Annotated in this window: 20 protein-coding genes and 1 pseudogene; 17 read left to right on the plus strand and 4 right to left on the minus strand. The window is 63.1% G+C overall.

All coding sequences use genetic code 11. The annotated features are described in order from the left end of the window. The first annotated feature begins 547 nt into the window (after window positions 1-547). The 8 genes from BS626_RS14500 to pqqF all read left to right on the plus strand — a co-directional run bounded on the left by BS626_RS14500 (window position 548) and on the right by pqqF (window position 7,476). The gene (locus BS626_RS14500) at window positions 548-775 is read left to right on the plus strand and encodes a helix-turn-helix transcriptional regulator (RefSeq protein ID WP_170870470.1); all 228 of its coding nucleotides are present in this window, start codon (window positions 548-550) and stop codon (window positions 773-775) included. A gap of 146 nt (window positions 776-921) precedes the next feature. Further along, window positions 922-1,962 (plus strand): dipeptidase, encoded by a 1,041-nt coding sequence (locus tag BS626_RS14505; RefSeq protein WP_075183100.1) that lies wholly within the window; start codon window positions 922-924, stop codon window positions 1,960-1,962. Window positions 1,963-2,083: 121 nt separating this feature from the next. Further along, window positions 2,084-2,155, plus strand: coding sequence for a pyrroloquinoline quinone precursor peptide PqqA (gene pqqA, locus BS626_RS14510; RefSeq protein ID WP_071789594.1), 72 nt, complete (start codon window positions 2,084-2,086; stop codon window positions 2,153-2,155). A gap of 54 nt (window positions 2,156-2,209) precedes the next feature. Then, on the plus strand, window positions 2,210-3,121 hold the full coding sequence (pqqB, locus tag BS626_RS14515; protein WP_075183230.1) for a pyrroloquinoline quinone biosynthesis protein PqqB: 912 nt from the start codon (window positions 2,210-2,212) through the stop codon (window positions 3,119-3,121). An 8-nt stretch (window positions 3,122-3,129) separates the two neighbouring features. Next, entirely contained in the window at window positions 3,130-3,885 is a 756-nt protein-coding gene (gene pqqC / locus BS626_RS14520) for a pyrroloquinoline-quinone synthase PqqC (RefSeq protein WP_075183102.1), read from the plus strand. Beyond that, window positions 3,885-4,163, plus strand: a complete 279-nt coding sequence (gene pqqD / locus BS626_RS14525) for a pyrroloquinoline quinone biosynthesis peptide chaperone PqqD (RefSeq protein ID WP_075183103.1) — start codon at window positions 3,885-3,887, stop codon at window positions 4,161-4,163. The genes pqqC and pqqD overlap by 1 nt, the downstream gene beginning before the upstream one ends. Further along, window positions 4,156-5,289: a pyrroloquinoline quinone biosynthesis protein PqqE gene (pqqE, locus tag BS626_RS14530; RefSeq protein WP_075183104.1), complete on the plus strand. Its 1,134-nt coding sequence runs from the start codon at window positions 4,156-4,158 to the stop codon at window positions 5,287-5,289. The genes pqqD and pqqE overlap by 8 nt, the downstream gene beginning before the upstream one ends. Before the next feature lie 3 nt (window positions 5,290-5,292). Continuing rightward, a complete protein-coding gene (gene pqqF, locus BS626_RS14535) occupies window positions 5,293-7,476 on the plus strand; it encodes a pyrroloquinoline quinone biosynthesis protein PqqF (RefSeq protein ID WP_075183105.1) in 2,184 nt (727 codons plus the stop codon). Between the two features lie 295 nt (window positions 7,477-7,771). Here pqqF and yghU read toward each other — a convergent pair whose 3' ends face one another. Together yghU and BS626_RS14545 are read right to left on the minus strand one after the other, a co-directional pair. Next, window positions 7,772-8,614 carry a glutathione-dependent disulfide-bond oxidoreductase gene (yghU, locus tag BS626_RS14540; RefSeq protein ID WP_075183106.1) on the minus strand — a complete coding sequence of 281 codons (843 nt, stop codon included), beginning with the start codon at window positions 8,612-8,614 and terminating at the stop codon, window positions 7,772-7,774. Window positions 8,615-8,767: 153 nt separating this feature from the next. Further along, complete coding sequence (locus BS626_RS14545) at window positions 8,768-9,562, minus strand: DJ-1/PfpI family protein (protein ID WP_075183107.1); 795 nt, start codon at window positions 9,560-9,562, stop codon at window positions 8,768-8,770. Window positions 9,563-9,867: 305 nt separating this feature from the next. Here BS626_RS14545 and BS626_RS14550 point away from each other — a divergent pair, with 305 nt between their 5' ends. The 5 genes from BS626_RS14550 (at window position 9,868) to BS626_RS14570 (ending at window position 16,484) form a co-directional block, all read left to right on the plus strand. After that, window positions 9,868-10,794: an aminoimidazole riboside kinase gene (locus tag BS626_RS14550; RefSeq protein ID WP_075183108.1), complete on the plus strand. Its 927-nt coding sequence runs from the start codon at window positions 9,868-9,870 to the stop codon at window positions 10,792-10,794. Window positions 10,795-10,986: 192 nt separating this feature from the next. After that, complete coding sequence (locus BS626_RS14555) at window positions 10,987-12,597, plus strand: carbohydrate porin (protein WP_170870471.1); 1,611 nt, start codon at window positions 10,987-10,989, stop codon at window positions 12,595-12,597. Between the two features lie 57 nt (window positions 12,598-12,654). After that, window positions 12,655-14,028: a sucrose-specific PTS transporter subunit IIBC gene (locus tag BS626_RS14560; protein WP_075183109.1), complete on the plus strand. Its 1,374-nt coding sequence runs from the start codon at window positions 12,655-12,657 to the stop codon at window positions 14,026-14,028. Then, the gene (locus BS626_RS14565) at window positions 14,025-15,437 is read left to right on the plus strand and encodes a sucrose-6-phosphate hydrolase (protein WP_075183110.1); all 1,413 of its coding nucleotides are present in this window, start codon (window positions 14,025-14,027) and stop codon (window positions 15,435-15,437) included. The genes BS626_RS14560 and BS626_RS14565 overlap by 4 nt, the downstream gene beginning before the upstream one ends. A 30-nt stretch (window positions 15,438-15,467) precedes the next feature. After that, the gene (locus BS626_RS14570; RefSeq protein WP_075183111.1) at window positions 15,468-16,484 is read left to right on the plus strand and encodes a substrate-binding domain-containing protein; all 1,017 of its coding nucleotides are present in this window, start codon (window positions 15,468-15,470) and stop codon (window positions 16,482-16,484) included. Here BS626_RS14570 and BS626_RS14575 read toward each other — a convergent pair. Then, window positions 16,481-17,677, minus strand: coding sequence for an MFS transporter (locus BS626_RS14575; protein ID WP_075183112.1), 1,197 nt, complete (start codon window positions 17,675-17,677; stop codon window positions 16,481-16,483). The genes BS626_RS14570 and BS626_RS14575 overlap by 4 nt on opposite strands. A gap of 751 nt (window positions 17,678-18,428) precedes the next feature. Here BS626_RS14575 and BS626_RS14580 point away from each other — a divergent pair. The 4 genes and pseudogenes from BS626_RS14580 to BS626_RS19095 form a co-directional block, all read left to right on the plus strand. Continuing rightward, window positions 18,429-19,121, plus strand: a complete 693-nt coding sequence (locus tag BS626_RS14580; protein WP_075183113.1) for a hypothetical protein — start codon at window positions 18,429-18,431, stop codon at window positions 19,119-19,121. A gap of 131 nt (window positions 19,122-19,252) precedes the next feature. Next, window positions 19,253-19,708 carry a fimbrial protein gene (locus tag BS626_RS14585; protein WP_075183114.1) on the plus strand — a complete coding sequence of 152 codons (456 nt, stop codon included), beginning with the start codon at window positions 19,253-19,255 and terminating at the stop codon, window positions 19,706-19,708. Between the two features lie 108 nt (window positions 19,709-19,816). Then, a complete protein-coding gene (locus BS626_RS18900; protein WP_240494320.1) occupies window positions 19,817-20,338 on the plus strand; it encodes a hypothetical protein in 522 nt (173 codons plus the stop codon). Then, window positions 20,224-20,541: pseudogene (locus tag BS626_RS19095) on the plus strand (fimbrial protein); the annotation flags it as partial. The gene BS626_RS18900 and the pseudogene BS626_RS19095, both read left to right, overlap by 115 nt. Window positions 20,542-20,610: 69 nt before the next feature. On the opposite strand, the gene BS626_RS14595 reads toward BS626_RS19095, so the two are convergent. Beyond that, window positions 20,611-21,429 carry an IclR family transcriptional regulator gene (locus tag BS626_RS14595; protein ID WP_075183115.1) on the minus strand — a complete coding sequence of 273 codons (819 nt, stop codon included), beginning with the start codon at window positions 21,427-21,429 and terminating at the stop codon, window positions 20,611-20,613. Between the last annotated feature and the right edge of the window lie 298 nt (window positions 21,430-21,727).

Here is a 21,727-nt window from a genome sequence, read left to right on the forward strand (position 1 = left end):
CGGGCTGCGTTGCCAAATGGCCTGGGCGAACTCCTACCTGGCATATAGTTTACGCGATATTAAATTCTAATATTCTCGCATACTGATTCGCTAATATCGGGGTGTATTACGTTTATTAGGTTTTATTTGGGTTAAATATAAAATATTGCATCGAATTTTAATTTTTTCAACGCGCTAATCTGGCGCGCAGGACGATATTTTGTGTGCGGTTTCGGTGCGTATATCTGTGCCAACTGCCCGGATATTGATGTAAATCAGTGCGCGGATGAGCGCGGTAGATTAATAAAAACGAATAATCGGAAGGGGTAAAAGATAACAGATGAAACTGGCAGGTGATTTTTTTATAATCGCGAGGCACACGGCCTTGCGAGGCAGCGCGTTAAAGCAATAAATTTGCCGGCAAACCCTCTTGGTTACCGTTTATCACGGCTTTGGCAGATTTGTTAGCACTAACTACTTAAACTTCAGGGTAAAGACGGTCTACACTGGCTGACGTGGACTTTTCTTTCACTGGCGTTGTGTACAGACAGTCAAAAGGAACAGCATCATGACAAGGAATATCAAAGCCATCCGCGCCGACTGGCATCGCGCAGACATTATTGCCGCATTAAGAAAGCAGGGGACCACCATGGCGGAATTATCGCGCCGCTCGGGGCTGGCCTCCTCCACCTTATCCAATACGCTCTCCCGCCCCTGGCCCAAAGGAGAACGTATCATCGCCCTGGCGCTGCACGTCAGCCCTGAGGAGATCTGGCCCTCACGGTATCCGCACTGAGTCACCCCATGGCCGGTCATCCACCGGCCTGTTTACTGTCGTCGCGGACTATCTCGCCGAAAAAGCCGTGGCCGCGCGCTTCCGTGGGCAGAAAAGTCACCTACGCAGTGGTAGCATAACCCTTTTCCCGAACCCGGAAGTTCCCGATGTTTGATGCGTTGCCGACCCTGTTTGATGGCCATAACGACCTGCTGCTGCGCCTGTGGATCGCCGAAGGCGATCCACTGCCGGCGCTGTTCAGCGGACGGGATCGCGGCCACCTCGATTATCCCCGGATGCGCGCCGGCGGCTTCGCCGGCGGACTGTTTGCGGTTTTCGTGCCGCCGCCGGAATGGGTTGCCCGGCAGCGGGGTATTCCGCTGGCTGATGCGGTGGCGCAGCACGACCCGCTGGCGATCACCGCCGCGCAAATCGCGCTCTGTCACCGCATGACCGCCGCTTCGCAGGGGCGCATGCGGCTCTGTCTGACCGCCGACGACATCATGGCCTGCCGGCGCGAGGGCGTGCTGGCGGTGGTATTGCACATCGAGGGCGCCGGCGCGCTGACGGACGATCTGCAGGGGCTGGCGGCCCTGCAGGCCCAGGGGGTCCGCAGCATTGGACCGTTTTGGAATTTGCCGAACGCGTTTGGTGAAGGCGTTCGCGGAGATTTTCCCGGTTCGCCGGATACCGGCGCCGGACTGACCGCGGCCGGCGAGCGGCTGATTGCCGCCTGTAATCAGCGGCGCATCATGATCGACCTGTCGCACATGAACGAAAAAGCCTTCTGGCAGACGGCGGCGTTGAGCCACGCGCCGCTGGTCGCCACGCACTCCAATGCGCACGCGCTCTGCCCGCAGCCGCGCAACCTGACTGATGATCAGCTGGCGGCCATTGCCGACAGTGACGGTCTGGTCGGCGTCAACTTCGGAACGGCGTTCCTGCGCGCTGACGGCCAGCGCAATCCCGCAACCCCGGTAACTGAAATTGTTAAACATGTTGAGTACCTGATCGCTAAACTGGGGGAAGATCGCGTGGCGTTTGGCTCCGATTTCGATGGCATTCAGCTGCCGGATGACCTGGGCGACGTGACGGGATTGCCGCGGCTGCTGGCGGCGCTAACCGCCGCAGGTGTGGATCGGCCGCTGCTGGAAAAGTTGGCCTGGCGCAACTGGCTGCGGGTGCTGCAGGCGACGTGGCAGGGGTAATAAGAACTATTTACCCTTTTCAGATTGCGATCTGCATCACATTATCGCAACATTTGCGCCGCCGTTTTTGGGCATTTTCCGGTGACCATCGGGTCACCTCTTTTTGTTAAGGAGTTACACCATGTGGACCAAACCGACCTTTGTTGACCTGCGTTTAGGCCTGGAAGTGACGCTGTACATTTCCAACCGCTAATCGCCCGTGCCCGCCAGCGTGCGGGCCTCTTTTTGTTCCTTTCCCGGTTATTTTATGCAGATTAAAGTGCTTGGCTCGGCGGCGGGCGGCGGTTTTCCCCAGTGGAACTGCAACTGTGCCAACTGCCAGGGCGTGCGTAATGGCACCCTCAACGCGTCGGTGCGCACGCAATCCTCGATTGCCATTAGCGACGACGGTAAGCGTTGGATATTGTGCAACGCCTCTCCCGATATCAGTCGCCAGCTGCTGGCCTCGCCAGAACTCCACGACACCACGGTGCTGCGCGGTACCGGCATCGGTGCGATCATTCTCACCGACAGCCAGATCGATCACACTGCCGGACTGCTCAGCCTGCGCGAAGGCTGCCCGCACCAGGTGTGGTGCACGCCGGAAGTGCATGCGGATCTCAGCAGCGGGTTTCCGGTGTTTCCAATGCTGTCGCACTGGAACGGCGGATTAATCCACCATCCGATTACGCCGCTGACCCCGTTTCACACCGGAGTCTGTACCGCCATTCGCTTTACCGCCATTCCGCTGTTGAGTAATGCACCGCCCTATTCGCCGTATCGCGGTTGCCCGCTGCCCGGCCACAACGTGGCGCTGTTTATCGAAGACACGCAGCGTGGTCAAAGCTTGCTGTACGCGCCCGGGCTGGGCGAACCTGATGAGACGCTGCGCCCCTGGCTGATGCGCGCGGACTGTTTGCTGATCGACGGCACGCTGTGGCGCGATGCCGAGCTGGCAGAGACCGGCGTTGGCAGCAATACCGGCAAAGCGATGGGCCACCTGGCACTGTCGGAAGAGCAGGGGCTGGCTGACCTGCTGAGCGGGCTGCCGGCTAAACGCAAGATATTGATTCACATTAACAACACCAATCCGATCCTGAACGCCGACTCACCAGAGCGTCGCAGCCTGGAGCTGCGCGGCATCGAAGTCAGCTGGGACGGAATGACCATCGAGCTGTAAGAGGTTTTATGAGCGAGGCAACGTGGCTAACGCCGGCGCAGTTTGAAGCAGCGCTGCGGGCAAAAGGCGCCTATTACCACATTCATCACCCGTACCACATCGCGATGCACAACGGCGAGGCGACGCGGGAGCAGATTCAGGGCTGGGTCGCTAACCGGTTTTACTATCAAACCAGCATTCCGATCAAAGATGCGGCCATCATGGCTAACTGTCCGGATCCGGCGGTGCGTCGGCAATGGGTACAGCGTATCCTCGATCACGACGGCGCTGACGGTAGCGACGGCGGAATCGAAGCCTGGCTACGGCTCGGCGAGGCGGTTGGCCTGAGCCGTGAAAGCCTGCTGTCGGAAGAGCGGGTGCTGCCCGGCGTGCGCTTTGCCGTGGATGCTTACGTCAACTTTGCTCGTCGCGCCTGCTGGCAGGATGCGGCCTGCAGCTCGCTTACCGAGCTGTTCGCGCCGCAGATTCACCAGTCGCGCCTCGACAGCTGGCCGCAGCACTACGGCTGGATTGAAGCGCAGGGTTATGACTACTTTCGCCGCCGGCTAAGCCAGGCGCGGCGCGATGTTGAGCACGGTCTGTCGCTGGCGCTCGCCTGGTGCGATACCGTGGAAAAACAGCAGCGGATGCTGGAGATCCTGCAGTTTAAACTCGATATTCTGTGGACGATGCTGGACGCGATGACCCTGGCCTGGAGCCTCAATCGCCCCCCCTATCATACGGTGACGGCCGATGCGGTCTGGCACAAACGGAGACTGGTCTGATGACACTATCCCCTGATTCCACCCCGCTGTTTCGCCGCGGCTATCGCCTGCAGTGGGAAGCGGCGCAGGATTGCCACGTCATTCTCTACCCGGAAGGGATGGCCAAACTCAACGACAGCGCCGCGGCGATCTTACTGCTGGTTGATGGTCAGCGCACGCTGGCGGCGATCGTCAACGCCCTGCAGCAGCGCTTCCCGGAAGCCGGCGATCTGGCCGACGACGTGGCGGCCTTTCTGGAGCAGGCGCGGATGCAAAAATGGGTGATCTTCCGTGACTGACGCGGCGACATCAATTCATCCGCCGCTGTGGCTGTTGGCGGAGCTCACTTACCGCTGCCCGCTGCAGTGCCCCTACTGCTCCAATCCGCTGGACTTTGCCGCGCAGGAGCAGGAGCTGACTACCGCCGAGTGGATCGACGTCTTCCGCCAGGCGCGGGAGATGGGCAGCGTTCAGCTGGGTTTCTCCGGCGGTGAACCGCTGGTGCGCAAAGATCTGCCGGAGCTGATTGCCGCCGCCCGCGGTCTCGGTTTCTACACCAACCTGATCACCTCCGGTATTGGGCTGACCGGGAAGAAGCTCGACGCCTTTGCTGACGCCGGGCTGGACCACATTCAGATTAGCTTCCAGGCCAGTGACGAGACGCTGAACGCCGCGCTGGCCGGCAATAAAAAAGCCTTTCAGCAGAAGCTGGCCATGGCGAAGGCCGTGAAGGCGCTGGGCTACCCGATGGTGCTGAACTTCGTGCTGCACCGCCACAATATCGACCAGATTGGCGACATGATCGCGCTGGCGCTTGAGCTGGACGCTGACGATGTTGAGCTGGCCACCTGCCAGTTTTACGGCTGGGCGCAGCTGAATCGCGACGGCCTGCTGCCCAGCCGCGAGCAGATTGCCCGCGCCGAGGCGGTGGTGGCGGCGTACCGCGAAAAAATGGCCGCCAGCGGGCATCTGACCAACCTGCTGTTTGTCACTCCGGACTACTACGAAGATCGGCCGAAGGGCTGCATGGGCGGATGGGGAGCAATCTTCCTCAGCGTCACCCCGGATGGTACCGCGTTGCCATGCCACAGTGCCCGCCAGCTGCCGGTGCAGTTCCCGTCGGTGCGGGAGCACAGCCTGCAGCATATCTGGTACGAGTCCTTCGGTTTTAACCGCTACCGCGGCGACGCCTGGATGCCGGAACCCTGCCGCTCCTGCCCGGAAAAAGCGCAGGATTTCGGCGGCTGCCGCTGTCAGGCGTGGATGCTCACCGGCGACGCGGCTAACGCCGATCCGGTCTGCAGTAAATCGCCGCACCACGCCACGGTGCTGGCCGCGCGCGACGCGGCAAATCACAGCCGCATCGGCATTGGCGAGCTGCGCTTTCGCAACCGCGTCAACTCTCAGCTGATCGTCAAAGGTTAAGCGATGCCGCAGGTGACGTACCGGCACACTAACGGCGTGCGGGTCACGCTGGTGCAGCAGCCGCAGGCCAGTCGGGCCTCGGCGCTCTGGCGGGTCGCCGCCGGCAGTTTGCACGAGCCGACGGCGTGGCCAGGTCTGGCGCACCTGCTGGAACATCTGCTGTTCCGCGGCAGCCGCCGCTATAGCGGCGAACAGCAGCTGATGCACTGGGCGCCGGCCCGCGGCGGGCGAGTGAATGCCACCACCCGCCTCAGCGATACCGCGGCGTTTGTCGAAATGCCCGCCGGGCTGCTGGCTCCGGCCGTGGCGCGGCTCACCGACCTGATTACCGCGCCGCTGCTGCAGCCGGAAGCGGTCGCGCAGGAAGCGGCCATCATTGACGCCGAATACCGGCTGCTACAGCGCGATGCTCCGGGCCGCATCGAAGCGGCGCTGCTGCATGCGCTGAGCCGGGGAGACGGGCCGCTGGCGCGCTTTCGCATCGGCAGCCTCGCGGCCTTTGGCGCGGATCCGGTGCGGCTGCGCGCGGCGCTGGTGGCGTTTCATCAGCGGCACTATCACGCCGGCAATCTGCACCTCTGGCTGCAGGGGCCGCAGCCACTATCCACGCTGGCGGCGCTGGCCGATCGGGCCGCGGCGGCGGTGGCTCCGGCGCGATCGCGCACGCCGATCCGACCGCGTGCGGTGCCCGGCAGTGGCCTGACGCTGCGGCTACCGAAGGACGCGCCGATGCTGGTGCTCAGCTTTGTGCTGCCGGCCGCCGCGCGCCGGGCGCTGCGCCCGCTGGCGCTGGCGCTGGCGGATCCGCGACCCGGTAGTCTGCTGGCCAGCCTGCGCGCGCGCGGGCTGGCTGACGGGATAACGCTGCAGAGCGAGCCGCTGGACGACCGGCGTCACTGGCTGCGCGTGCAGTTCACGCTGGCGCAGGCCGGGAGCGATCTGGCCACGCTGGAAGCGCTGTTTTTTCGCTGGTGTCGCCAGCTGGCCGCGGGGGATCGCACCCTGTGGCAGCGGCTGGCGCAGCGCAGCGCAGCCCAGCTGGCCGCGCTGACGCCGCTGGAGGCGCTGCGCGCCGCTGCGCTGGGATGGCCCGCCCCGCGCTACGCGGCCTGGAGACCACTGCTGGCCGCGCTGCGGCCCGCACGGGCCACTCGCCTGTGGGTCTCGGATGAGGCGGGCGGTGAGCCGCTGATCTGCCAGGGGCTGCCGCTGCGGTTGGCACCGTGGCCGGTGACGGCGCACCGGCGCACCGGCGGCGGACGCTTTTTGCTTTTCCCACCGGCGGCGCGGCCTGCCGAGCCGGTGCTGCCGCACGCGCGGGCGCTGCTGGCTCACCGGCCGCAGCCCGGATTACCGCAGCTGATCCTGCGGCCGCAGTGTGCCGCCGGGCTCAGCGATGAGCAGGGCCTGATTTGGCAGAGGCGGCTGGCTCCGCTGGCGGCCGATCTGGCCATCGGCGGGGATCTGCTCAGCCTGACGGCGGAGCAGGGCGTCTGGACGCTACGCATCACCGCGCCCGCGGCGCGGCTGCCGGCGGCGCTGGCGGCGGCAATTACCCTGCTGCGCGCGGAGGACCCGCCGGCTGATGGCGAAGCGCTGCGGCAGGCCAGGCGGGCGCTTCGGCAGGCTGACCGGACGATTGCCGTACGGCGGCTGCTGATCCGGCTGCCGCAGGCGATGCGGGCCGCCTGGCCACGGCCGCAGTTGGCGTGGCAGGCGACGCTGGGGGGAGGGGACACTCCGCTGCGGACGCGGCTGACGCAGTATCTTAGCGCCTTTCCCCGGCCGCTGGTTGCCGCCGCTGCGCCCCCGCCGCCGCCGGCCGGCCGGCGCTTTCAGCTGACGGCGCAGGACGATCAGCACGCACTGCTGCTGTTTATTCCGCTGCCTGCGGATCGGGCGGCCTGCCTGCGCGCAGGCGTCAGCGATCTGCAGCCGCACTTTTACCAGCAGCTGCGGATAGTGCGTCAGCTGGGCTATGTCGCACAGTGCCAGTGGCACGCCTGCGCCGACGCCGAAGGCGCGCTGCTGCTGCTGCAGTCGCCGCATACCGAACCGGCGGGGCTGCGGCGGGCGGTAGCCGATTTTCTGCGCGCCGAAGCAGATCGCTCACCGACCGCGCAGGCGCTGCTGTCGCGGCTGGCGGTGGCCTGGTGCGGGGAGATCGTTGGGCGGGACGGCGGCTAGCCGCAGGCAAGCCGCCAGCGGGGAACCGGACGTGAGCGACCTGACGATCGCCGTGAGCCCCCCTGCGGCCGGCGGCAACAAGGCGTCACCGGCTCCGCGTAATCCGTGTGCTCATCGCGCCGCAGTCAGCGCGGGGCGACCGCAAACGGCCGTCTCCTGCGCCGCTGAGGCCGACCTGACCGTCAGCCACCGCGGCTGGCGCGACGCCCTTATCGCCGCCGTGTTAACCGCGGCGTGTCAACGTGCCCCGCCGCAACGCCCCGCAGGCGGCGGGCGTATGGGCCGGCGGACGGGCTTACAGATCCAGCCCGTCGAAATCGCTGGCGCGGTGGCGCTCGGGCAGCTGCACGTCACCCCAGGTGCGGTTAACGACGCGCCCGCGCTTCACCGCCGGCCGCGCGGCAATTGCCTGTGCCCAGCGCTGCAGGTGGGTATAGGACGCCACATCAAGAAACTCTGCCGCCTCATACTGATTATTCAGCACCAGGTTGCCATACCAGGGCCAGATGGCGATATCGGCAATGCTGTACGCCTCGCCGGCGATAAACGGCCGCCCGGCCAGCTGCTTGTCCAGCACGTCCAGCTGGCGCTTCGCCTCCATGGTAAAGCGATCGATGGCGTAGGCAATTTTCACCGGCGCATAGTGATAAAAGTGGCCGAAGCCGCCGCCGAGGTAGGGGGCCGATCCCTGCAGCCAGAACAGCCAGTTCAGTACCTCGGTGCGTTCACCCGCGGCGCTGGGCAGAAAATGACCAAACTTCTCGGCCAGATACAGCAAGATGGCACCGGATTCGAATACCCGCAGCGGAGGCGTTACGCTGGTATCCAGCAGCGCCGGGATCTTCGAGTTCGGGTTCACCGCGACAAAACCGCTGGAGAACTGATCGCCCTCCTGGATACGAATCAGGTGCGCATCATAGTCGGCGCCGCTGACGCCCAGCGCCAGTAACTCTTCCAGCAGGATGGTAATTTTCTGGCCGTTCGGCGTACCCAGTGAATAGAGCTGTAGCGGCTGTTCGCCGACCGGCAGCGTCTGTTCGTGGGTGGCACCGGCAATCGGGCGGTTAATCGCTGCAAAAGCGCCGCCGCTCTGCGGCTGCCAGGTCCAGACTGTTGGGGGCTGATAGGGGGCTGACATGCTGTTGGCCTCGCTCACTGATTCGGTTGTTGAGCCAGTAAGTGTAGCAGGCGCTACCGGTGCGATTTAGCCGCAAGGGGGGATCGGCCACCCTCCGCGCGCAGGCCGCCCCGCCGGTCCGCTGATAAGGCTGGTGGGCTCATCAGCGTAAACTTATCCCTGCGCGTCGTTGGCCGCCCGGGTGAGGATCTGCTGATAGTTGGGCGTTGCCTGCGCAACGTTGGCAAAGATCCGCTGTTTTGCTGCCTCGACCACCGCCGGGGAGGCGCTCTGCGGGCTGCCGGCATTAAACGGCGGATGGGGATCGTACTGGGTTATCAGCTGCGCCAGTTCGGCATTATGCTGTGAGGTCAGCACCGCCAGCAGCTGCAGGCCAAAATCGATGCCGGCGGTTACGCCGCCGCCGGTGATGCGGTTGCGGTCGGTCACCACGCGCTGCTGCAGCGGAATGGCGCCGAAGCGCGACAGATCGTCCAGCATCGACCAGTGCGTGGTGGCGCGATAGCCGTGCATCAGCCCGGCAGCGGCGAGAATGATCGCACCGGTGCAGATGCTGGTTACGTACTCAGCGCGCTGGCCAACCCGGTGCAGAAACGCCAGCAGCTGCCGATCCTCAATTGTCCGATACGGGTTCCCGGTGCCGGGGATACACAGCACGCTGGTGTCGGTGATGTCATCAAACCGCTTATTGGCGATCAGGTTGACAGCCTCGATCTCCGTTTTCACGGTGCCGGTCCGGTGCCAGACATACTCCAGCTCATAGCCGCTAAACTGCAGCAGGGTCATCGGGCCGATCAGATCCAGCGGCGTCATATTCTCAAACAGCACGAAAGTGATCCGCTTCGTCGACGCGCCGGGGATGGCGGTCCGCGGGGTGGCCAGCGCCGGCTGCAGCTGGCTTAAAAAGTAGCTGGCGGCGCTGAGTTTTAAAAAGTCTCTTCGATCCACAATAACGTCCTGTGCGGTGGGGAAATGGTGACGGCGGTTATAGCGGATTCCCGGTCGGGAGGAAAGCGCTGGCCGGGCCCCACTTTGCCGATATTAAGCGCTTTTAGGCATAATTTAGAGAATAATGTCGCACGTAGAGTGATGGTTTAAATGTACGAGATAAATAATAGGGAATTAGCCTGAGAAAACGCGATACGGCGCAATGGCGCGACCCGGGGGCTCGGCACACAAAACCATTGCGTAGCTAAACCGGTTTAATTTAATGTTTAGCCAATTTTTATCCAGCTATTCACCAAGGAGTCATCATGACCGCAAAAGTCTGGGTGCTCGGCGACGCCGTCGTCGATCTGCTACCCGAAGGGGAAGGACGCCTGCTGAAGTGCCCCGGCGGAGCGCCCGCCAACGTCGCGGTTGGCATCGCCCGCCTGCAGGGCAGCAGCGGTTTTATTGGTCGGGTCGGTGACGATCCCTTCGGCCGCTGGCTGCAGGAGGTGCTGGCGCAGGAAGGGGTGGATACCGCCCGCATGCGGCGGGATGCCGCTCAGCGCACCTCGACGGTGGTGGTCGATCTGGATCACGAAGGCGAACGCACCTTCACCTTTATGGTGCGCCCCAGCGCCGATCTGTTCTTGACCGCCGACGATCTGCCAACCTTTTCCGCCGGTGAGTGGCTGCACGCGTGTTCAATCGCCCTGTCGGCGGAGCCTTCGCGCAGCACCGCCCTCGCGGCGATGCGGCAGATTAAAGCGGCCGGCGGATCGATAAGCTTCGATCCCAATATCCGCGAGGATCTCTGGCAAGATCAGCAGACCCTGCGCGACTGCCTGCACGAGGCGCTGACGCTGGCCGACGTGGTCAAGCTGTCGGAAGATGAGCTGCGCTTCTTTGCCGGCGACGGCGCGCTGCCGGCGTGCATGGCGCAGCTGGCTGAGCGCTATCGGCTGCGGCTGCTGCTGGTGACGCAGGGGAAAGCCGGCGTGCACGCCTGGCGCGGTGGCGCGCTGCAGCACTATCCTACGCTGCCGGTGCTCAGCGTCGATACGACCGGAGCCGGTGACGCCTTTGTCAGCGGGCTTCTGTGGGGACTGAGCCGGGAAGGCATGCCGGAGAGCGACGCCGCGCTGGCCGGGATCCTGCAGGTGGCACAAATTTGCGGAGCGCTGGCCACCACCGCCAAAGGGGCAATGACCGCGCTGCCTCACCTGGCCGAGCTGCAGCAGCAGCTGGCGTGATTACGGCACGACCGGGCCAGACGGCCCGGTTTATTGCCCGCCTGAGGCGCGATCTGAGACCCCGCTCACAATGACTAAAACGGTTTAGCTATAATCGTTGCCTGCATCCATTTCCCCTGATTATGATTCCAGCTTAAACCGGTTTAGCTAACTACCTGATGAGCAACGATCGACCTTTGGGGATGCAGGATCATGATAAAAAAAAGCACGCTGGCCGTTACCCTCGGTCTGCTGATGACTGCCGGCCCGGCAGCCGCGGCGGATCCCTCTCTGAGTACCATCGAAGCCCGCCTGGCAGCGCTGGAGCAGCGTCTGGCGGCGGCAGAGCAGCGCGCGTCGGCAGCGGAAAAGCGCGCCAGCGCCGCCGAAAAGCAGGCGCGAAGCCTCGCTGCGGCGCAGCAGCGAACCGAACAGCGCGCGGATGCCGCAGAGAAGCAGGCGCAGAGCCTTGCAATAGCGCAGCGGCAAACCGAACGGCGTGCGGACGCCGCCGAAAAGCAGGCGCAGAGCATCGCGGTTGCGCAGCGCGGCGAGAAACCGGCGGACACATCGCGCCTCAGCGACGGTTTTGAGTTTCACGGCTACGCGCGATCCGGGCTGCTGCTGAATGATGCCGGCACCAGTACGCAGGGCGGCCCGGCGCTGACCCCGGCCGGTGAAACCGGAGGTAACGTGGGACGGCTGGGCAATGAGCCGGATACCTATGTTGAAATGAACCTCGAGCATAAGCAGACGCTGGCGAACGGCGCCACTACCCGCTTTAAGGTGATGATGGCGGACGGACAGCGCACCTATAACGACTGGTCGGCGGACAGTAGCGACCTCAACGTGCGTCAGGCGTTTGTTGAGCTGGGCAAGCTGCCGACCTTCAGCGGCGTCTTCAAAGACAGTACCGTCTGGGCCGGTAAGCGCTTTGACCGCGACAATTTCGATATTCACTGGATCGATTCTGACGTGGTGTTCCTCGCCGGTACCGGCGGAGGGGTCTACGATTTGCAGTGGGGGGATAACGCCCGCAGCAACTTCACGCTCTACGGCCGCACCTTCGGCGATATTGATAACAGCAGTAACACCGCCCAGAACACCATCCTGACCGCCAATAACTTCTTTGGCCCGCTACAGGTAATGATAAGCGGGATGCGCAGCAAAGATAACCGGGACCGTCGCGACCTGGAGGGGGCGCTGGTGAAGGGGGACGCCGCGGAGTCCGGGACTCACGCGCTGCTGGGGCTGCATAACGACAGCTTCTATGGCCTGCGTGAAGGGACGTCGAAAACCGCGCTGCTGTACGGCCACGGCCTTGGCGCGGAGGTGAAAACCCTCGGTGCCGATGGCGCGCTACGCTCAAATGCGAACACCTGGCGGCTGGCCAGCTATGGCATCACGCCGCTTGGCGGCAACTGGCATATCGCGCCGGCGCTGCTGGCGCAGGTGAGCAAGAACCGCTACGTGGAGGGTGATAACTATCAGTGGGCCACCGCTAACGCCCGTCTGATTCAGGGCATCACGCAGAATTTTGAAATGCAGTATGAGGCCAGCTACCAGTACATGGATCTCAAACCGGAAGGGTATAAGGCGCGCAACGCGGTCAACGGCAACTTCTATAAGCTCACCGTGGCGCCAACGCTGAAAGCCAGCGACGTGGGCGATTTTCTCAAGCGCCCCGAACTGCGGCTGTTCGCCAGCTGGATAGACTGGGATCGCCGGCTGGACAACTACGCCAGCGATGACGCCTTCGGCAGCAGCGGCTTCACTTCCGGCGGTGAGTGGAGCATGGGCGTCCAGATGGAAACCTGGTTCTGACAGGCGCCCCCCTCCGGGGGCGTATGACGTGTAATGATGCGTTTGACAGAGGGTGTTATGGATTATCAACAGATTGTCCGGCAGCTGATCCCGCTGCTGGGAGGCAAAGAGAATATCGCCAGCGCCGCGCACTGCGCGACCCGCCTGCGGCTGGTGCTGGCGGATGACGCGCTGGCCGATACCCAGGCAATTGGCCAACTTGACGGCGTTAAAGGCTGCTTTCGCAACGCCGGTCAGATGCAGGTAATTTTCGGCACCGGCGTGGTCAATAAAGTCTACGCCGCTTTTATCACCGAAGCCGGCATCGGCGAATCCAGCAAAGCTGAGGCGGCGAATCTTGCCGCACGCAAGCTGAACCCGTTCCAGCGCATCGCCCGCCTGCTGTCGAATATTTTTGTGCCGATCATTCCGGCCATCGTCGCCTCCGGCCTGCTGATGGGGCTGCTCGGCATGGTGAAAACCTACGGCTGGGTGAGCGCCGATAACGCGCTGTACGTCATGCTGGATATGTGCAGCTCGGCGGCGTTCATTATTCTCCCGATCCTGATTGGCTTCACCGCCGCGCGCGAGTTTGGCGGTAATCCCTATCTGGGCGCGACCCTGGGCGGGATCCTCACCCATCCGGCGCTGACCAACGCCTGGGGCGTCGCCAGCGGCTTCCATACCATGAACGTGATGGGTTTTGACGTGGCGATGATCGGCTACCAGGGCACGGTATTTCCGGTGTTACTGGCGGTGTGGTTTATGAGCCTGCTGGAAAAGCAGCTGCGACGGGTTATCCCCGATGCGCTGGATCTGATCCTGACGCCGTTTTTTACCGTGATCATCTCCGGATTTGTGGCGCTACTGGTGATTGGCCCGGCGGGCCGCGCCCTCGGCGACGGCATTTCGCTGGTGCTGAGTACGCTGATTGCCCACGCCGGCTGGCTGGCCGGACTGGTGTTTGGCGGCCTCTATTCGGCCATCGTAATTACCGGTATTCATCACAGCTTCCATGCCGTTGAGGCCGGGCTGCTGGGTAACCCGACCATCGGCGTCAACTTCCTGCTGCCGATCTGGGCAATGGCCAACGTGGCGCAGGGCGGCGCCTGTCTGGCGGTATGGTTTAAAACCCGCGATGCGAAGATCAAAGCCATTACCCTGCCGTCGGCGTTCTCTGCGGTACTCGGCATTACCGAGGCGGCGATATTTGGTATCAACCTGCGGTTTGTGAAGCCGTTCATTGCCGGGCTGGTCGGCGGTGCCGCCGGCGGCGCCTGGGTGGTGGCTTCCCACGTTTATATGACCGCGGTGGGACTGACCGGTCTGCCGGGGATGGCGATTGTGAAGGGCGGTTCTTTGCTGAACTATATGACAGGAATGGCGATCGCGTTTAGCGTGGCCTTTATCGTTTCGCTGCTGCTGAAATACCGCGCCGAGAGTGAAGCATGACCGCGTCGACCCTGCTACCGGCCATATTGCAGGCGGTGCTGCGCGGGCAGCCGCGCGCGCTGCGCGATCCGCACTACCCGCGCTGGCACCTCGCTCCGCCGACCGGTCTGCTGAACGACCCCAACGGGTTTATTCAGTTTCAGGGACGCTGGCACCTGTTTTATCAATGGAATGCGCTGGACTGCAGCCACCGGCATAAGTGCTGGGGGCACTGGTCCTCGGCCGATCTGCTGCACTGGCAGCACGAGCCGCTGGCGCTGATGCCGGATCGGCCCTATGACCGGGATGGCTGCTACTCCGGCAGCGCGGTCGACGATCGCGGGACGCTGACGCTCTGCTATACCGGCAACGTCAAATTTGCTGATGGCAGCCGCACCGCCTGGCAGTGCCTGGCGGTGCAAAATGCGGCGGGCGGCTTCGATAAGCTTGGCCCGGTACTGGCGCTGCCCGCTGGCTATACCGGGCACGTGCGCGACCCGAAAGTGTGGCAGCACGCGGGGCGCTGGTACATGGTGCTGGGCGCGCAGGACAGCGCGCGGCGCGGTAAAGTGCTGCTGTATGTCTCAGCGGATTTACGCCAGTGGCAGTCGCTGGGTGAGCTGGCCGGCAGCCAGCTGGGCGGGCTCGGCGAGGCCGGCTATATGTGGGAGTGTCCGGATCTGTTCAGCCTTGGCGAGCAGAGCGTGTTGATCTGCTGCCCGCAGGGGCTGGCGCCGGAGGCGAGGCGTTTTCTGAATGCCCATCCGGGCGCCTGGCTCAGCGGCGAGATGGATTACGCCAGCGGCACCTTTCGCCATGGGCCGCTGCACGAAATCGATGCCGGTTTCGAGTTCTACGCGCCGCAGACCGCGCTCAGCGACGACGGCCGCCGGCTGCTGATCGGCTGGATGGGCGTGCCGGATGGCGAAGAGAGGCTGCAGCCCACCGTTGCGCAGGGGTGGATCCATCAGATGACCTGCCCGCGCGAGCTGTCGCTACGTGACGGCCAGCTGATGCAGCAGCCGGCGCGCGAACTGCAGGCGCTGCGCTACGATGCGCAGCACTGGCAGGGCGTGGCCGACGAGGCGCCGCGGCTGGCGGCTGACGGGCTCGAGCTGCTGATCGCCGCCCACGGCGGTGCGCTCAGCCTGGACTTCAGCGATACGCTGCGGCTAAGCTGGCAGCCCACTGGCCTGACGCTGGCGCGCCGTAGCCTCGCCAGCGGTGAATGGCAGACTCGCTACTGGAGCGGTGAGGTAACTCACCTGCAGCTGCTGTGCGATCGCTCCAGCGTGGAGATCTTTATCAACCACGGCGCCGGGGTAATGAGTAGCCGCTACTTTCCGCACGGGCCGTCGCAGCTGCACATCACCGGCGATGCCCAACTGGATCTGCAAAGCTGGTCGTTGCGCGACTGCATGGTAGAATAAGAGTTTAGCCAACCAGCCATAACGTATCCCGTGAGAAAAACCAAACGCGTTACCATCAGTGACATCGCCGCCCTGGCGGGGGTGTCAAAAGCCACCGCCAGCCTGGTGCTTAACGGCCGCGGTAAAGAGCTGCGCGTGGCGCAGGAGACGCGTGAGCGGGTGCTAACTATCGCCCGTCAGCAGCACTACCAGGCGAGCATTCACGCGCGCCTGCTGCGGGATAACCGCAGCTACACCCTCGGACTGGTGGTGCCGGAAATCACCAACTATGGCTTTGCCATCTTCTCCCACGAGCTGGAGAACCTCTGCCGCGAGGCGGGGCTACAGCTGCTTATCTCCTGCAGCGACGAGAACCCTGGCCAGGAGAGCGTGGTGGTCAACAATCTGATTGCCCGCCAGGTCGACGGCCTGATCGTCGCATCAAGTATGCAGAGCGATGCCGACTACGTGGCGCTGAGTGAGCAGCTGCCGGTGGTGCTGTTTGATCGCTACATGAATGATACCCGGCTGCCGCTGGTGTGTACCGATTCGGTCACGCCCACAGCGGATCTGATCGCGCAGGTGGCGGTGCACCATCCCGATGAGTTCTATTTTCTTGGCGGCCAGCCGCGGCTGTCACCGTCAAAAGATCGGCTGGAGGGCTTTCGCCAGGGGCTGGCGCGGGCGGGGGTCACGCTGCGGCCGGAGTGGATCTTGCACGGCAACTACCATCCGAGCAGCGGCTACGAGATGTTTGCCGCGCTCTGTGCCCGATTGGGGCGGCCGCCCAGGGCGCTGTTTACCGCCGCCTGCGGAGTGCTGGAAGGGGTGCTGCGCTACATGAGCCAGCACCGCCTGCTGGAGAGCGATATTCATCTGGTCAGCTTTGATGACCACTATCTGTATGACTCACTGTCGGTGCGGATTGATACCGTCCGGCAGGACTGCCGCCAGCTGGCGGCGGACTGCTTCACCATGATAACCGCGCTGATTGACGAAAGGGAGCCAACGCCGCACCAGCGCTTCCTGCCGGCCACGCTGGCGCGGCGGCATCCGCGACTGGGCTAAGCGGTAAGCGCCGCCCGGCGGCGGGCGGTCAACAGCCACAGCAGCACGCCGGCGCCGGCGATCGCGGCGAGCACGTAAAACGCCGACGCGTAGCCGTAGCGGCTGGCCAGCGCACCGGCCAGCGCCGGGCTGAGGGCGGCACCGACGCCCTGCATTACCATCACCGCCGCCAGTCCCGCATTCACCCGGCCACTGCCGGCCAGCATGCGCGCCAGCAGCCCGGGGACCGCCACGCCGAGAATACCCGCGGCAATCCCGTCCAGCGCCTGCACCGGCAATATTGCCCACGGGTGGTGCCAGCCGGCAGCGATCGCCGCGCGCAGTGGCAACACCAGCAGCGCCAGCAGGATGATCCGCTGCCAGCCCCAACGCGCTACGTAGCGCGCAGTCAGCAGGGCCACTGGGATCATCACCGCCTGGGCTATCACCACCGTCAGCGCCGCATACAGGCCGGGCGACAGCGTCACGCCGTCGGGGTTTGCGGCGACCCGCATACTCAGCATCGGCAGCAGCGCAGCGTTCGCCAGGTGGAACAGCAGCAGCGTCATCCCGGTGAGCAGTAGCCCGGGGACGGACAGCAGCGTGCTGAACACCGGTAGCGGATGGGCGTCGGTGATAACGCCGCGCGCCTGCCGGTGGTCAATATCCCGTTCGCGAATCGCCATTACCGTCAGCAGTGAGGCCAGCGCCATCAGCATCATCAGCAGGAAAACCGCATCCAGTCCCCAGCGCAGGCTGGCAAAACCGGCCAGCAGCGCGGCGCTCATATTCCCGGCGTGGTTCCAGGCTTCATTACGTCCGGTCTGCCGGATAAATCCGCGCTGACCGACGATGCCAAGGGTGATGCCGGCCAGCGCCGGCGCCACTGCGGCGGCGGCGACGCCGGTCAGCAACTGAGACATGACGGCCACCGGCGTCGACGGGACAAACCACAGCGCCAGGGTGCACAGCGCAATGATGAGTGCCGCGGCGGCGATCAGCTGACGCTTCAGCCGGGTAGCGTCGACCAGCAGCCCGGCGGGGAAGGTCGCCAGCAGTCCGGCCAGTCCGCCAACGGTCATCACCAGGCCGATGCTGGCGGGCTGCCAGTGTCTTTCGAGCAAAAACAGACCGAGAAACGGGCCCAGGCCATCACGCACGTCGGCGAGGAAAAAACTCAGTAAGCACAGGCACTGCAAAGAACGTAACGGCATTGCATTTCCAGAAACAGAGCGGTGGGAGCGGAGAGATGAGAATAGCGCTTTGGTAGGGGATGAGGCAGGGTAAGCGGCACAAAAAGCGCAATGGGCGCATGATGCGTTAGCGCGGTTAATCATGCACGGCAATCATCAATCTTATCGCCTTTGGGTAAAAAAAGAGCGAATCGCGAGGTCTTCGTCGTATTTTATTCCTATCGTCTTCATTTTTTTCACACTTTTTCCCCTTTTTTTATCGCTGATGCGCGGGTGCTGACGGCGTTTTACGGGGAGGAATCCCCTGTGCTTGGTGTGTGTACTGTGTAAAAATCGATCCAAACGTTATCTTTAATAATCAGTTTCAAAATGAAAATGGTTACTTCTTGTTAACAATTATTGTCAATTTTCGGAAATTGAGCCTGATAATGAGAGACTTTATCAGGATAAATAAATATAGCTAATGAGTCAAAATATATTATTTTTAATAGATTACGTTAAATTTTCTTCGAAAAAAAACGCAATCCCAGTAATCAGGTAAGATTAATCTTATCTTTTGATCAATACGGGCGATCATTTATGTGTTATCAATAGTTTATATCTATCGAATTTGGCTTAAATTGCGCTGGAATCGATTTCTCAACGTTGTCCCCATCCGGTAGAATTTTGTTGAATTTTTTTTAACAATCAATGCGACAGCCTGTTACAGAACTCGCGATCCGTCGACGCTGACGCCGCGCTTCGTCGCGGCGAGTCTGCCGGAGCCCCCTACATGCAGCAGTTCGATACCTCACATCGCTTTCTGTTTGAACCCGTTCAGGCTCCTGACCAGACGGTTATCGCCTGGGCACTCCAGGCCCGCGCACCCTCGCCGCCGGTTGTCGACGCGCGCGGCAGCGTCGCGCACGGCTGGCGTCAGCGTCGCGCACTGTTTATTGAGCAGGTGATGCTGCTGGTCACACTTCAGCGCCGCAGCGATCGTCTGCCGCCGATCGTACTTAGCGTTGATGCCGGGATTGCCGAAGAGATTGCCCTTAATCGCATGCTGCGCGAGCAGCTGTGCGCCATACCTACGCTGCGGCTGGCCATCTCCGGGCCGCTGTCCGCGCCGGCTGCCGGCGAGCGCACGCCGCTGCGAACGGTGCTGGCGCAGATCTGTCCGCTGTGGCTGGAAGGGCTGGGGCGCGGTTGCTCTAACCTGACGCTGGTGATGAACCACGCGTTTGAATACGTCAGCATTGATAAAACCTTTTTCTGGCGCTACGGCGAGGGGCGGGCGTTTCGCGATCTGGTGGCTCATCTGCGTCCCAGCTGCCGCGGCGTGCTGGTCGACGGCGTCCGGCACGCTGCGGATGAGGAGCGTCTGCGAGCGCTTGAGGTCAGTGGGATGCGCGGCACGCGCTGGCCGGCAATCGCCGCCGACGATCTGATCGACGCGCTGACGGCCGCCGGTGATCTGTACTGATGCCCGGACGCCCATCATGGTATCCGGTGACGCCCCCGGAACGATCTGCCCGTCGGGGGGCACGGCCCCGTCGCCCCCGCGCCGCTGGTGCAGTGGCGTTAGCCGTGGCGGCTACGTGATGACCCGTATGCGTGGATTGTCGGCGGGCGCGCGTCACTCCGGATATCACCCTGCCGGCGATTTTTCCCGCCAGCGCCAATACGCTGCTCAGGGCGCAGGCCTTTACCATCGACGTGAGCAACTGCCAGGCCGCGGACGGTAGTGTACAGAGCGATGGCGGTAAGCTGGGGGTGAACTGGACCGGGGGGAATGTGCTGGCCGGGGCCGGAACCGCTTCGCAGGGCTACCTCGCCAATAGCGAGCGCAGCGGCGCGCAAAATATTCAGCTGGTGCTGGCGGCGGATGCTGACAGCGCGCTGAAAAACAAAATTATCCCCGGAGAGGCAAGCCAACCGGCGGCGGCTGTGACCACGACCGCCAGCGGAGCGCGCTTTACCTGGTATGTCGGCTACGCCAGCAACAATCCCGCCGACATCACCGCCGGCCCGGTAAATAGCTACGCCACCTATCAAATTACTTACCAGTAATCCCCCCTGTGAACGTTGCTGCGCGACGGCCGCAGCGATCTGGCGCTAAACGGCGGTTATCGCGCGCCCTGAGCAGCCTGACGGCCAGCTACAGCGAAGGCTAATGCTTTGCCAGGCGGGGCTCGACGGCAGCGGTACGCTGGTGGCACATCCTGGTGGCGTGAGGCTATCGCCGGAGAGTGGCACCACGCTGCGCGGGTGTCCGTGCCGGGAATTGGCCTGCGCTTCAGCCGCAGCGGTGACACCGTCAATCTGGTCTATCCCGGCAGTTACAGCAGCCGCGCCGGCTCGCTGTTTGCTACCGACTACACGCTGGAGGGATCGCGCTTCACGCTGGAGATCGTAAAAACCGCACCGGTTACCGGCAGCGTCGCCAGCGACCAGTATACTTCCTATGATTATCAGTATGGTCACAATCCGATTCTGGAGACCTGGCTCAGCGCCAGCGCGCTGACCATTGTGTCACCCTCTGTCGCGTGCAGGGCGGCAGCAACCGGCGGGTTACCCTCGCGCCGATTGGCCGCCAGCGGCTGCAGGGCATCGGCAGCCGCGCTGGCGATACGCCCTTCACCCTGCAGCTGCTTTGTGAAGGTGGGGTCAGCCTGGCCGGAGAGGCCCACATTAATATGACCTTTTCTGCCCCCGCCGCCGCGCCGGGAGCCGCGGGCGTGCTGGCGAATCAGCGCGTTCAGTCGGCGGCGCGCGGCATTCGCGCGCAGGTGCTGCGTCAGGGGACGCCGCTGAGCTGGGAAACAGGCTACCGGCGGGAGACGCTCGCCTCCGGCGAGAGCCGGCAGATAACGGTTCTGCTGGTGGCCCGCTACTACCAGTATCAGGCCGCGACCTCGGCCGGTGAAGTCGAGGCGCATATGGTGTTTAATCTGACCTATGACCGATCGCGCTCAGGCCGACGGGGCGTAACCCAGCTCGCGGGAGATGCGCTGTGCGGTGGCCTGTACCGGTTTGCTCAGCGCCTCAACGCCGATCTGCTGCAGGCGGGCGGTAGGCAGCGATACCGAGACGGCGAACGGCACCCGCTGGTGAATGTCGAACACCGGCGCGGCCACGCAGGAGACCCCCAGTTCGTTCTCTTCGCGATCCATCGCCAGGCCGCGTCGGCGAATATCGCTCAGTTCATCCAGCATCTGCGGCAGAGTGGTGAGGGTATTGTGGGTCAGCGGCTGGATCACCGGGGCGTGACTTTGCCAGTAGCGCGCCGGATAGTCGCTACTGCCCCAGGCGAGAAAAATTTTGCCCATGGCCGAACAGTAGAGCGGCATATGCTGACCAATATAGGCGCGGGTGCGCATCATGCCGGTGGTCGGCTCCAGCTTGTAAATCAAAATCACGTGGTCATCTTCGCGACTGGAGAAGTTCACCGTCTCCCCCACCTCCAGGTTCAGCTGCTCAAGGTGCGGCGCGGCCACGTGGATCACATTCAGTGAGGAGAGCGCCTTCTGGCCGACGGCAATAAACTTGGTGGTCAGGCGGTAGCTGCCCGCCGACGGCGCCTGAGTGACGTAGCCACTGCTGTGCAGGCCCTGCAGCAGGCGATGCACGGTGCTCTTGTTCATCCCCGCCAGCTCCGACAGGTGAGCCAGCGGACAGCCGTTGGGAAAATTACTCAGAATTTCAATCAGCTGTAGCCCCCGAAACAGGCTCTGGCTGCCCATCGGCTTCTCTTTTTTCGCGTCATGTTCAGCGACGGCTTTCGGACTCATTGCACTTTTCTCCCTTAGCGAGGCGCCAGCGGCGGGACCCGCCTGATTGTCTGGCGATGTTACCCCATGCCCGCTGGCAGGTGAAGCCCGTCGCGCGGCCAACGCGCGGCGCCGGGCCGTTTAGACACGAAGTGAGTTGTGCATCACAAATCTGCGATATAAAAAATAACTAATTAATTTTTATCGTTTTTTAAAATTCCTCCGCGCTTTACAGCCGAACCGGATTCCGCATATTATTTTTGAAACGACATTTCGATATATGAAATATTGCCGTCATGGTCGCGGCACCGCGAGGGCC

It is taken from the genome of Pantoea sp. 1.19 (assembly GCF_001922585.1).
Classification (GTDB): Bacteria; Pseudomonadota; Gammaproteobacteria; order Enterobacterales; family Enterobacteriaceae; genus 1-19.